The organism is Sphingobacterium sp. NPDC055346, assembly GCF_053645235.1.
The window spans coordinates 146,001-157,946 of sequence record NZ_JBSHMI010000003.1; the positions used below are offsets into that span (position 1 = coordinate 146,001).

14 protein-coding genes are annotated in these 11,946 nt (G+C 39.1%); 4 read left to right on the plus strand and 10 right to left on the minus strand.

The annotated features are described in order from the left end of the window. Nucleotides 1–13: 13 nt before the first annotated feature. Nucleotides 14–853, minus strand: a complete 840-nt coding sequence (locus ACWICE_RS07555) for a tyrosine-type recombinase/integrase (RefSeq protein WP_185269625.1) — start codon at nt 851–853, stop codon at nt 14–16. A 182-nt stretch (nt 854–1,035) separates the two neighbouring features. Between ACWICE_RS07555 and ACWICE_RS07560 the strand changes: the two genes are divergently transcribed. The 4 genes from ACWICE_RS07560 (at nt 1,036) to ACWICE_RS07575 (ending at nt 4,741) form a co-directional block, all read left to right on the plus strand. Further along, nucleotides 1,036–1,788: a DUF4262 domain-containing protein gene (locus ACWICE_RS07560; RefSeq protein WP_185213549.1), complete on the plus strand. Its 753-nt coding sequence runs from the start codon at nt 1,036–1,038 to the stop codon at nt 1,786–1,788. A 141-nt stretch (nt 1,789–1,929) separates the two neighbouring features. Beyond that, nucleotides 1,930–2,472, plus strand: a complete 543-nt coding sequence (locus ACWICE_RS07565) for a GNAT family N-acetyltransferase (protein ID WP_454298003.1) — start codon at nt 1,930–1,932, stop codon at nt 2,470–2,472. Nucleotides 2,473–3,716: 1,244 nt separating this feature from the next. After that, complete coding sequence (locus tag ACWICE_RS07570; RefSeq protein ID WP_454298004.1) at nt 3,717–4,133, plus strand: hypothetical protein; 417 nt, start codon at nt 3,717–3,719, stop codon at nt 4,131–4,133. A 134-nt stretch (nt 4,134–4,267) separates the two neighbouring features. Then, entirely contained in the window at nt 4,268–4,741 is a 474-nt protein-coding gene (locus ACWICE_RS07575; protein WP_454298005.1) for a hypothetical protein, read from the plus strand. 159 nt (nt 4,742–4,900) lie between these two features. On the opposite strand, the gene ACWICE_RS07580 is transcribed toward ACWICE_RS07575, so the two are convergent. The 9 genes from ACWICE_RS07580 to ACWICE_RS07620 form a co-directional block, all read right to left on the minus strand. Continuing rightward, on the minus strand, nt 4,901–5,224 hold the full coding sequence (locus tag ACWICE_RS07580) for a cupin domain-containing protein (protein ID WP_093094949.1): 324 nt from the start codon (nt 5,222–5,224) through the stop codon (nt 4,901–4,903). 162 nt (nt 5,225–5,386) lie between these two features. Continuing rightward, nucleotides 5,387–6,040, minus strand: coding sequence for a hypothetical protein (locus tag ACWICE_RS07585; protein ID WP_454298006.1), 654 nt, complete (start codon nt 6,038–6,040; stop codon nt 5,387–5,389). 28 nt (nt 6,041–6,068) lie between these two features. Then, nucleotides 6,069–6,752 carry an OmpW/AlkL family protein gene (locus ACWICE_RS07590; RefSeq protein WP_454298007.1) on the minus strand — a complete coding sequence of 228 codons (684 nt, stop codon included), beginning with the start codon at nt 6,750–6,752 and terminating at the stop codon, nt 6,069–6,071. A 2-nt stretch (nt 6,753–6,754) separates the two neighbouring features. After that, nucleotides 6,755–8,035, minus strand: a complete 1,281-nt coding sequence (locus ACWICE_RS07595; RefSeq protein ID WP_454298008.1) for a leucine-rich repeat domain-containing protein — start codon at nt 8,033–8,035, stop codon at nt 6,755–6,757. 28 nt (nt 8,036–8,063) lie between these two features. Next, entirely contained in the window at nt 8,064–8,606 is a 543-nt protein-coding gene (locus ACWICE_RS07600) for a hypothetical protein (protein WP_454298009.1), read from the minus strand. Nucleotides 8,607–8,680: 74 nt separating this feature from the next. After that, on the minus strand, nt 8,681–9,271 hold the full coding sequence (locus ACWICE_RS07605; protein WP_454298010.1) for a hypothetical protein: 591 nt from the start codon (nt 9,269–9,271) through the stop codon (nt 8,681–8,683). A gap of 11 nt (nt 9,272–9,282) precedes the next feature. Beyond that, nucleotides 9,283–9,873, minus strand: a complete 591-nt coding sequence (locus tag ACWICE_RS07610) for a hypothetical protein (protein WP_454298011.1) — start codon at nt 9,871–9,873, stop codon at nt 9,283–9,285. Between the two features lie 2 nt (nt 9,874–9,875). Continuing rightward, entirely contained in the window at nt 9,876–10,658 is a 783-nt protein-coding gene (locus ACWICE_RS07615) for a class I SAM-dependent methyltransferase (protein ID WP_185218695.1), read from the minus strand. A gap of 63 nt (nt 10,659–10,721) precedes the next feature. After that, entirely contained in the window at nt 10,722–11,873 is a 1,152-nt protein-coding gene (locus tag ACWICE_RS07620; protein WP_454298012.1) for a TonB-dependent receptor domain-containing protein, read from the minus strand. Between the last annotated feature and the right edge of the window lie 73 nt (nt 11,874–11,946).

Sequence of the window (11,946 nt, forward strand, 5' to 3'; positions counted from 1 at the left end):
GTTCATCTTATTCTTATAAAAAATCAAGAGGGCTAGGAGTCTTTTGCTTGTCTATGTCAGTGATATGAGTGTAGATCATAGTCGTTTTTATATTTTCATGACCCAATAACTCTTTTACAATTCGGATATCGATACCTGATTGTATTAAATGTGTGGCATAAGAATGTCGCAATGTATGTACAGAGCCTTCCGACTGAACATTTGCTTTGATCAATGCTTTTTTCAGAATCAACTGTACACTTCGTTCGCTATACTTGCCACCCCTCTCACCTTCGAAGAGGTACTCCTTTGGCTTGAATGCTTGATAATAATGTCTCAAAGTCGCCAGCAATTTGTCTGGTAATGATACAATCCGATCTTTATTACCTTTGCTTTGATGGATTCTGATAATTCCATCGGAAGATTTTATGTCTTTGATTTTGAGATTCAACAGTTCGCTAAGACGTAGTCCACAACTATAGATTGTCATCAGAATAGCCTTGTGTTTTAGATTTTGAGTGTTATCGAGAATATTTCTTACTTCTTCTTTTGAAAAGAATTTAGGTAATTTAGAAAATGAGCGTTTCGGGTATAAGTAATACAGTTGGATTTTTTTGTCCAATATCAGTTCGTACATCTTCTTGATTGCGCCCACTAATCCTTTTTGATAGGAAACACTAATTTTCCCATTTTGAACTTTTTCGTTTATAAACGCCTCAATATCTGACAGTGGAATTTCTTCAAGGGAGGGATATTTGCTAACATGTTTAAGAAATATACTAGCGTAATCCTTGTACGATCTAATGGTATTGCCAGCATATCTCTGCATCAGCAATCTCTTTTCGAAGGTTTCAAGTATGATTTCGCTATTCATATCAGGGAAATAGTATTTTATAATATTTTGTTTCGATATTTGTGCGGTTTTATTTTTTAAATACAAATATATCAATATCTTATGTAGAAAGAAAAGTCAAATAACGAAACACGTATATAGGGTTGGTTAAGCGAAGTTTTCCGTATATTCGTTTCGTTAAAACAGATGTTACAAGCAACCGTATGACGACAGACCAAGAACATAACTGTATTGACGACAAGAAATTTTCTACTGACATTGAAAAATTCGGCTGGACAGTTTTGTTAATAGAAGCGACTGACTATTTGCCTTCTTTTGCTTACACGGTTGGACTTTGGAAAAACTATAAGCATCCAGAAATTATATCTTTCGGCTTAACGACAAAGACTTTGCATTTAATACTCAATGATGCGGGAGAGATTGCAAAAGCAGGACGAAAAATTCAAGTCGGCAAAAATTATGACGACTTTTTTGAAAATAGCGAAACTCAATTTTTGAAAGTTGATAACCGAAATATTTCTGACTACTTCGGTCACGCAATAACTTATTATAACACGACTGACTTTCCTGCAATTCAACTTGTATGGACAGACAGAAATAACAAATTCCCTTGGGACAAAGATTACGAAGTAGAATTTGAAAATAGACAACCATTACTTGACCGAAATGCTGATTTCAAATACAGAGAAGCAAAAAATCTTGGCATTTTTACGACAAGACAATGGTTAGAACTTGGGAAACCTATTCTTCACGTCATACACGACAATGACGGAGATTGGCAGTTCCTGACAGGCGACCAAATGCCCGAAGACATTAAACTTGTTGCATTGGAGCAAATGACAATTAAGGACGAAACACTTAATGAAGTTTTCAATCTTGACTACGGAGAACATGCAATAAGAGAATTTATAGGCGGGAAATGGACACGAACAAAAATTGAAGATGATGACGAATAATAGAACGGCAGCTTGTAACAAGGTATTGCCAACAGCAGGACTAAAGTGCTTCGACTGAGCATTTGTACAAGGTTCAACTTTAGGATTTCTTTTGAACTTTTGTGCTAAAAATTCCACTTTCGCCAAGCCGTAAACCCTAATGTGAAAGCCATTCCACACACTCCAATGAAAATAATTTTAAAAACAGATCGTCTTTATTTGCGAGAACTTAATATTCAAGATTCCGAGGATTTCTATAACTTGAATCTAAATCCAAACGTTATAAGGTATACAGGAAATTCTGCATTTAAAAATATCGAAGAAGCAAAACAATTCTTATTAAATTATCAAGATTATGAATTGAATGGTTTTGGAAGATGGGCGGTAATTGAAAAGGAAAACGAAGAATTTTTAGGCTGGTGCGGTCTTAAATATGATAAGGGAAAAAACGAAACAGATATTGGCTTTAGATTTTTTGAAGAAAAGTGGAACAAAGGTTATGCTACAGAAAGTGCAAAAGCTTGTGTTGAATATGGAATTGAAAAACTGAATCTAAAAACAATTATAGGAAGAGCCATGAAAAATAATATTGCGTCAATAAAAGTATTAGAAAAAATAGGCCTACAATTCGTAAATGAATTTGATTTTGATGAATCCAATATTATACTAATCTACAAAATTGAAAATAATAAGGCATTCACATAACATCGGTTTTGCGAAATGGCGCGTTAAGGGAAATATAGAAGGTTTGTGCAAATTGAAAGTTCTCGCTTTTTATCTGCCACTCTCGCAAATCCGTGGCTCGTGATCTGATATAATAAAACAACGCACTGAAAACCCCTGGGAGGGGTGAAATATTTGTAGGAAAATTGGATTGCAAAACGGATAACCCAAAGCGTGGGTGAAATATTTTTCTATACCTTTTTTGTGTCACCCTGAGGGAAGCCCCGAAGGGTCTCAGAACTATCCACAAACATTTGAAATAGTTTCCTAATCTTACGATAGCTGAATGACAGCATATCCTAAATAATATCAAAAATAGATTCTTCGCTGTGCTCTGAATCCATCTCAAGAATATCCAATTCTGAACGATTAGTGAAGATTCTGTACGTAAATTTCTCAATACTTCCTTGTCATCCTTGATCGAAGATCAAGGACCTGTTCGCTAATGATGTTGTTTTATGTATGATTCTGATATCATTTTCTGAATAGCACCAAGATTCTTCGTTCCTAGCAATGACATTTTGTAGAACTGTGTTTCTAGGTATTTAGACCCATATTTATTTCCCTGATGAATCTCTCTTTTGGCGTCCTACTGCCCTAGAAGGGCAGAATTATTTTAGCATGGATGGTAAACAATATAGGGCTAATGCAAAAACGATGTTCGATTAATCGAACATCGTTTTTGCGCGACTTTTAGGCTAACGTGCCATGTCAGCTAAAATAATGGAACCCCAAATGGGGTTCTATATTTAAAAAATAAAAGAGTTAATTAATTTTCATTTCCAACATCCTGTCATCAGCATCCAATAAATTTTATCTAAATTTTTCATTCTCAGCATGAACAAAATATTCCATCTCTTAATTACATAACCTGTATAGGGGTTTCATGGATAAACTCGGCCCCAATACCGATAAAATAAACCTTAAACATATCGTATAATAGAACGAAAGGATTTTTTTTTAAAAACATTTAACCAATACTTCATATTGCACAATATGTTTTAATTAGATAAATTTTCTATTTTTGAGAAAAATATTTAAAATACTTTCTTAATGTTTACCCTAACTCCTTTTAAGCAAGAGATCCTCCCCGAGGAGGATCACCATGATCCCAATAGCAATAGAGCATTTTCTGTTGGGAAAGACAAGAAAATCCATTTCATAGACGGGGGCTGTGATAGATGCTCACATTAATGAACTTTTAATATATTTTTAATTGACTAACGATGAAAAATTTTTTTCCTATTTTAATTATCTTTCTTTTAACCTCCTGTATAATTATAGAAACACCTTTTCCAAATCGATTTTACCGATATTCGAATGACACTGATCTTGATTTAGAATTAATAAGGTATGACAGAAAGTATGGAAGAGATAAGGATAATAAATATATTTATCGCTACAAAATCAATAAAAAGGATTCTCTCTTAGTAGATGATAGCTTAGAAAAAGATCCTATAATTGATTCCATTAAAATTGTTTTTGAAGATGGTAAATTTCAAATGTTTAAACGTAGTGACCGTGACGTTTATCCAAAAAGATGGGAAAAAGGTCCTTTAAATAATGCCAGATATAGGCAAACTGAAAATATTGATATTAGAAAATATACAATAGATAATTCGATTTATAACTTATCTAATTAGATTATTTTATATGTTTATTTCCTAAAAATTGATTATATTCTGATTAGAAAATTCTGCAGAGCAAACAGTTTATAGAACCTTCATAATCTGTAAAAATGATTTATATAAAATTTACATACTCTAAAATAAATTTTATGAAAGCACTTATCACAGCACTAACCATGGTTTTCATGCTCCATTCACCTTCCTTTTCCCAAGAAAGCAATTCAGCCAAACAACTCATCAAAACTTTCTATAAGGAAATATTTGAAGGTCAAAAATGGTCAGATGAAATCGTCGATAAGTATGTGGTTTATGTAGATTCCAACTATGAGGATGCAGTCAATTCCGTGGAATATTTCCAAAAGGGAACTCATGAACCCTTTATTGCTGCATTTAAGGAAAACATGCTCAGTGATAATATTAAGTTGGTTGGATATGAAGAGTTCAAGGAAGAAGATAAGGCAAAGTTTTTGAGATTTAATCCGAAACGTTATCCAGATATCTATAAATTGTCCTTTGCGGATTATCCGCCGATCTATGTCCTGGTAAAGGACCATCAAATTGAATCATTCTTTGGCTTTCAGAAAGCGCAGGACGATAGTTATCTTTTTATCATCTATCACTAAAAACCTGGAAATAGGGCTGTCCTTATACATACCATTATCCTTAAACTTAGTCGTCCACTTCATTTGCATCCCTGCCATTAACAAAAAACTCCTTAGTTCAATTCCCAAGGAGTTTTAGAAAGCTTTAGATTTCCACTCAATATACCCACCTTAATTCCCTTAGCCCTTGATCATGGTCAGCATCATTTTGAATGCTGTTGTGGCATATACTTCGTGGGGGATGTTTGCTGGTAGGATGATCATTTCGCCTTCCTTGACCACATGGGGTTCACGGGCGATATGGATCAGGGCTTCGCCATCCAATACTTGTAGTGCAGCATCAAAGGGAGCGGAATGTTCGCTGAGTTGTTCGTCTTTGTCAAATGCGAATAGGGTAATATTGCCAGCCTTGCTTTTGATAACCTGTTGGCTTACCACACTGTTTTTTGAATATTCTATTCTTTCCTTTAGTGAAAAAACAAAACCTGTTTCTATTGTTGCCATATTATTTTATGTTTTTCTTTTTATAATAACCTTTCCAACAAAAGGATTCTTCTTGTTGGAAAGGCTGATAGATTGTATGATGCCTATACGCTTAGCATCTGTATTGTCTGTTGCATAAGGAGCACTTATTGATTTGTCCGATATAATTTAATGATCTTATCATTAAAAATCAATAAAATCATTAGGATCTTTACCTACAGGAGACTTGGTGGGTTTGGTTATGCTTTTATCCTGTACCCATACGGAAGCAATGACCATTATGACAGTTTCATTGGCCATGGCTTCTAATATTTGGATGGTTTTACCAGTTTTGACGTTATAGGTTGCAGACATTGAAAAACCCATACCTGTTGGCTTTGTTGTGGTGCCTTCCTGTGTAATCTGGAACATGTCCTCTAATTTGGCTGTTATGGTATAGAGATCGTTTTCTTTCTTCAGGCCGAAGTTTTCGAAGAAGTAGTAGCTTCCACCTACAGAAAAGTAGAGCTTGGCTTTTTTATCGATTACAAGGTTTGAAGCCATGTATTTATTCTCATTGTTGTCCCATTGAATTGATTTAAGGGATTCACTAAAGTCTTTTGCTGCTTTAAAATCAGGGTTTAAATTGGAACTATATTGTAGCTCTTTATAGCTACTATTATATTTCATGCTGGTCCGCAGTTCTTCTTTGAGCTCTGCTAGGATTTCTGCATCGGTTTTTGGTACCACTGGAGTTACTGTAACTTCATCTTTATTTTCGTTGCATGAAGCGATGCCCAAGGTCATCAGGGTAAAGGCTCCTACAAATAAACGGCTACTAAATTGTCTTCTGTTCATGATCATTTAATTTTTGTTAATAATATTTTTAAAAGCGGTATCCAATTCCAATTGTCATTTGTGTTGGGTCAGGTTTTAGCTGACCGTTGAGTTTCCAGCCTACCGATTTTGTGAAATCAGGGTTGACCTTTGCTCGGTTTGCCAAGAAATGTTTGAGATCCAGTTGCAGAAACCAACTTTCATGGAGGTGATAGTCGAGTCCCAGGCCGAGGTGCAATGCTGAACGGCTATGGTATTCCACAGCATCGGCTGCCCATCCTGGATCTTCTTGGTCAAATAATAAAAAGCTTCGTCCTGCGGCGAGGTATGGTTTTATTTTATTCCATCGATTGAAATGATAGCGAATGGAAAGGCTAATCGGTGCCAACCAAACCCTACCTAAGGTAATCTCATCTCGCAATACCTTCATGCTGGAGTAGTCGCCGTTTTTCATGGACATTCGGTAGTTGCCAGTAGAGGCGCTGACTTCGGTAGACCAAGAAGGTGTAAGGAACCAGGCAATGCCAAAGCCTGCGGAGGGAGAATTGTTCAACTCATAGATTCCGCCGACTTTTTGCAGATGACTGCTTTCATTGGTCCTGGCATATCCGCCAAAGAGCTTTACGGTAAACCTATTAAAACCATCATCCTGTGCATAAAGAGCGTTGCTGGTAAACAGATGCACTACTATAACAAGTAGGGGAAGGGTCATATTTCGATTATTTCTGAGCATACCTATTCCTCTATGATCTGTTTGAAATTTTTCCAGCCCGCTGCATTTTTATAGGCGATGGAAGTCCCTTTGGGGACGAAAAGTTTCACCTTTTCAAAATCAGGGCTTTTGTTGTATTCAGGTTTTCCCAATGGACTGATGAGGATATCGTTGAATAAGCTATTTGCTGCTGGCGGTATGGCCCAGGTAATATGCACTTCTTCAAGATTGCTCATTCCATTGATAAAGCCTAGACCCAGACTGGAAATGTTTTGATGGAACCATATTCGCTTGATGGTACTTTGGTAAAAGCAGCTTTCTCCGATTTTTGTGATCTGGTCGGGTATATGGAGTTCATCCAATTGACTTCCACGCATGGCTCGCACACTTAATTCGGTCAGGCTTTGGGACCATTTGATTTTCTTTAGTTTGATTCCGGAAAGGAACCCCTCTCCAACTTGGTTTACCCCATCAGGCATCAGCAATTCCTGTATTTTCGTGCCTTCAAACGCTGCGGATCCAATGGATATCAATCCTTCGGGCAGGTTTATGCTTTCCAGATCATTGCTTAGGAAAAAGCATTCATCGGGCACTGCCGTTATCTTTTTTGGGAAAGTAAAGCTGGTCAGTTTGCTGTTCGCAAAACAGCCTCGCTTTATTGTTTCAACGGATTCGGGTAGGGAAAGTTCCTGATAAGGATAGTATCTGTAGGCAAATTCCCCGATTTCTTTTACCGTTTTGGGTAATTGATATCTTTCCTTTGCCATGTACGGAATGTCTATGGGGAACACCTGTCCAGTTCCTTGAAAATCTATCCTGAAGCTAACGATTTCGAAGGTTCTATCCCCAATGATTTCTACATCCTGCGGAATAATAATCTCCCGGACCCAGAAGGATTCGGACATGACATTATCGCCGGTGCTTTTGATCTTTTTTGGATAAACGAAATATTCCAGGTTTTTCAGCTTGTGGAAAGGGGAATTGATGAATTGGCCTTCAAAAACTTCGGCGTCTCGAAAATCCAGTTCCCTTAGCTCGCCATCAAATGTCTCGGCTATGTAGCGCTTGATGATGCCTATATCTTTATTGTTGATATGTCCTTTTAGGATAAGTTTCTTGATGCCGGACCAGTCCATTTGATCAGCTGCATGCTCGAAATCGCCAGCCTTTTTACCCTCGTAAACAAGGGTTTTGCTGTCATTTTCTGCGATAGTGAAAAAGGAAGAGTTTATTGGGAATTCTTCCTTGTTACAGGAAGCCAATAAAAGCAGTGCGGTCAACAAAAAGCTTAGTATTCTGCGCATAGCCATTAGGAATTGGATTACTATGGAATTAGATTTTTGTCAATACGATTTGAAAAGGGATTTGGAAACCTAATTTTATCCGAATGGAAAAGGCCTGGGCAGAGTTGCCAGTAGTGGTAATAATTGCCGCAGAACCATCAGAATCCTGACTCGGATTGATAAAAGGAGGGATGCTGCTTCCAGGATTTCCGTTTCTTCTTGCCAATGCTTTCAGGGGATTTCCCTGGCTTATATTTCCTGTAGCTTGGTTGAACGTAAAGCTAACATCCTGCAAAGCTAAGGCCATGGGCATTTGATTTTTCCAATAATGCTTGGTTAAGGCATAGTCGAAATCGCCATAAGATGAAGGTGGATTTCCGGGGTTCAGACCACTAATATTACCGTTGGCATCGCAGAATTCTACTTTTGTTATTTCGGATGTTTTGGCGGAAAATTTAATAAAATGATACCCATCAGGGTTTAATAGCCCTTTTGCTAGGTTGGTGAATAAATCACCCATGGGGTCAAAGAATACTTTTACTTGGAATATGCCTGTTAGGGAGGTTGCTCCTGTAGATTGGTTTGCGCTCATAATGATGGATTTTTGAATGATAAATAAATATTTTTGATGTCGTATCAGCTAGTATGTGAGCTTGTTATATGGGTTTAATTCAGTTTTTGGACAGATTTGATGATCACCACTACTGGTAGTGACACCGCGGGATCCAGTTTAAGGTCATATTGCATTGCACCTGATCCGTTGGGGTTCTTATCGATTGTACCGGTCAGCTTGGACTTGCCATTGCTGTGCAAGCCTTTCTTTAGGGCTTCCTCAGGGATTTCAAATCCAGGATCTACATCGGGATCAGCCCCGCCAGCAGGAGGGTCTGCATCAAAGAAGCTTTTGCCCTCTACATTTTGTACCAACAGTCCTTTTGCAGTTTCTGAAATGGTAAAGCTGGCATCTACACTCATCTCAAAGGGCATGGGATTAGCGCGGAAGCCATTGAAACGGAGTCTCAATACTCCATTGCCTTCATCGGAAACTATGCCATCGACGGTGCCGGTTGCAATGGGAATGGTCCCCATCATAGTTGGAATAACTTGAAATCGGTATTGACCTGTCAGACCATATTGTTTGATCAGGGTACTGCCACCGGTATCTTCATCCTCCTTGCTACAAGAGAAGAGCATCAACCCGCTGAGCAAAAAGAATAAGAAGTAAGTTAGTTTTCTAATTATGCTAGTTGTAAACATGGATTTCTAATTTATTTAGAGCCCGTTATATGGGCTTTAATGGGAATGGGCAACATGAGGTCCAGCAGGGCACTAAGTTTCTTGTTGCTTCGGACGTAATAACCCTGTAGTTCGGCGTCATCACTTTGCGGCAGAGGCGTTCCGATAGCTTGGCCTGAAGCTTCTGCAGTTCGGATCTTTCCATCGGTTCCCCTCAGCCAGATCGTGTCTTTTGTGCTGTTCAGTTCCAGTAGGACATTGATGTTGGCCGTCATTTTAAGCGGCATCATTTCGGTCTGGAAATTCCTATAACCAAATTCTAAAGCTCCGTTGGCTAGCCAACGCATATTAATGGGCCATTTTTGTTCGGTAAAAGTCAGCAATGGCTGCTTGCGTGTAGCATCGTCGTACATGATCATTTTTATCAGTACGCTGTCGTTTTTATAGCCCGTATATGCCTCGAAGATTTCCTTTGCCAAGGCCTGCGTCCCATAGTCTTTGCTTAAGTAATCAGATCTATCGGGCATTAAGCTAGGGTCGTTCAGGTCAGGCGATAAATAATCGTCGCCTGAACACCCGCAAAGCAGCATCAACATCATCCCTATGAAACCAAATGCCTTCATTTCTAGATCTTTTTTCGAGCAACAATGGCAACGGCATTGATGTCATTCTTATGCTTCTTGAATGTTTGGCGCATCTGAAGGATTCGTTTTCTTAGGTCGCCATGCGTCAATACATTGAAGATGATTTTCATGGTCCGGAATAGGCCTTCATCGGCTAGTACCCGCTTTGGCTCCAAGAGCGCCATGGCATTGCTGTCTACTTTGACAATTTCAAAGCCTTCATCGACCAGCAATTGGCTCCATTCAGAGATGGTCAATGGGCGCGCATGCACACGGATATTGGAGCTGAGGTCTTTGTACACGCTCTGTTTTATTTCTTCACTGATATTTTCTGGTTGAAGGCCCAGTTCATGGATACCGTAGTAGCCACCGGGTTTCAAAAGGCGTGAAGCTTCTTTTATGATCGCTTTTTTATGTTCCAGCGGTTGCATGGTCAACATCGCCTCGCCGTAGACTTTTGATGCATATCCCGAAGGGATCGTCGTATCGGAAGCATCTGCGACAATGAACTTAACCTTATCGTATTTTACGTTCTTACGGGCTAATTCTGCAGCTTGTTGATTGTTGTCCACCCCGGTATAGCTGTTTGGTTTTTTTGCACATGCAATCGAAGCTGTAAAGCCGAGACCTGGAGCAAACTCCACGACATCGTCTGCGGAGTTGATGTCCATATTGTCCATCAGTTTTTTCGTAAGTTCACGACCACCGGGACGCAACACTTTCTTACCTACCTTGGCAAGTATCCAGTGTCCTTGTTTTTCATTTAATTTTTCTTCTATTGACATTTTTTGTATTGAGTTTGGAGAGCTTAGGGTTATGAATCCTGCCCTCTTTGTTTTACTTCTATCTTAAAATTTATAAGTGAGTCCTGCATAAAAAGCCCTAGTCTGCCCCGGCATGAAAAACGCCACATTGTCCACCGTAAATTCGGGGAACGGAATAGGGGGGAGCAAGATCTGGTCGCTGATGATGTAGCTCGAAGCATAATATCTGTTCAGGATGTTCTTGCCTTCTACGTAGAATGAAAAGTTTTTCCAGCTATCAATCCCTGCACGCATGCCAAGGATGGTAAACGGTTTTTGAAAGACTGTATTCGTATGGTCAATCGGACTTTTTAGGGGTTGGCTTTCGGCATTTAGCGATACAAAGAACTTGCCCGGATTTTTATATTCAATGGCGGCGGTGAGGTAATGGGGTGGAACGCCAGCCAGTTTTTTGCCTTCGTAATCTCCCGCAGAAAAGAAAAAGTCACTGTAGGTGTACATCCCTTTCACCGAAATTTGATCCTTTGGATAGAGGATTCCTTGGAAAGGAATGCCCATTGCTGCAAACTCAATCCCTTGGTGTATAGTCTGGGGATAGTTCTTGGTTTGCTTCACCCCAAGCACAAAATCCTTCACTTCCAGCAGTTCATTCTTTACCCAAGAACGGTATAGGGAGATATTCCAGCTGTAACGAGTGTTCTCATGCCTTGTGCCAATTTCTACAGTGGTAGAAGATTGTTTGTCCAATTTGATAGCAAAGAACTCTTTCGGACTGGTATTGATGTTGGCTGTTACTTTTGTCCCAACCAGTTCATCGAAGGTTGGGGGCTCGTAGCTTGTGCTGACATTGCCAAAAAACTGGATATCCATGTTCCGACCGGCATTGTAAATTGCGCCAATCCGTGGGTTGACAGATCTAAACTGTTGGTCTAGCGATTGGCTGTAGGAGTGGAAATAGCGATATTTGTGCGATGTATGGCTGTACCAAGGACGTAATTCGGGATCTGGGAATACATCTTCGCTGTTCCGTTCGTTATTGACCGCTTGAATATTAGCAATCAGCTGGAAGCGTTCATTAAAACGATGTTGATATTCCGTGTAAAACGTGAGGTTTACTGCATTCAGCTTGTCCTTGCTGAACATGTAGGAATCCAATCCATTGACATTGATATGCCCTCTGCGGTCGATATTGCCATGGCTTTCTAGGAAACCGACCATGAGTCTACCTTTATCCATCCTATGCTCAGCTTGAATGCTGATTCCTCCATCAGTTCCCGTTGATCTTTGGGTTGATAATACAATGGGAAAG

Bases quoted from the DNA above. Each gene is read 5' to 3' on its own strand.
- ACWICE_RS07555 (WP_185269625.1), bottom strand. From the start codon at position 853: ATGAATAGCGAAATCATACTTGAAACCTTCGAAAAGAGATTGCTGATG.
- ACWICE_RS07560 (WP_185213549.1), top strand. From the start codon at position 1,036: ATGACGACAGACCAAGAACATAACTGTATTGACGACAAGAAATTTTCT.
- ACWICE_RS07570 (WP_454298004.1), top strand. From the start codon at position 3,717: ATGAAAAATTTTTTTCCTATTTTAATTATCTTTCTTTTAACCTCCTGT.
- ACWICE_RS07575 (WP_454298005.1), top strand. From the start codon at position 4,268: ATGAAAGCACTTATCACAGCACTAACCATGGTTTTCATGCTCCATTCA.
- ACWICE_RS07580 (WP_093094949.1), bottom strand. From the start codon at position 5,224: ATGGCAACAATAGAAACAGGTTTTGTTTTTTCACTAAAGGAAAGAATA.
- ACWICE_RS07585 (WP_454298006.1), bottom strand. From the start codon at position 6,040: ATGAACAGAAGACAATTTAGTAGCCGTTTATTTGTAGGAGCCTTTACC.
- ACWICE_RS07590 (WP_454298007.1), bottom strand. From the start codon at position 6,752: ATGCTCAGAAATAATCGAAATATGACCCTTCCCCTACTTGTTATAGTA.
- ACWICE_RS07595 (WP_454298008.1), bottom strand. From the start codon at position 8,035: ATGCGCAGAATACTAAGCTTTTTGTTGACCGCACTGCTTTTATTGGCT.
- ACWICE_RS07600 (WP_454298009.1), bottom strand. From the start codon at position 8,606: ATGAGCGCAAACCAATCTACAGGAGCAACCTCCCTAACAGGCATATTC.
- ACWICE_RS07605 (WP_454298010.1), bottom strand. From the start codon at position 9,271: ATGTTTACAACTAGCATAATTAGAAAACTAACTTACTTCTTATTCTTT.
- ACWICE_RS07610 (WP_454298011.1), bottom strand. From the start codon at position 9,873: ATGAAGGCATTTGGTTTCATAGGGATGATGTTGATGCTGCTTTGCGGG.
- ACWICE_RS07615 (WP_185218695.1), bottom strand. From the start codon at position 10,658: ATGTCAATAGAAGAAAAATTAAATGAAAAACAAGGACACTGGATACTT.
- ACWICE_RS07620 (WP_454298012.1), bottom strand. From the start codon at position 11,873: ATGGATAAAGGTAGACTCATGGTCGGTTTCCTAGAAAGCCATGGCAAT.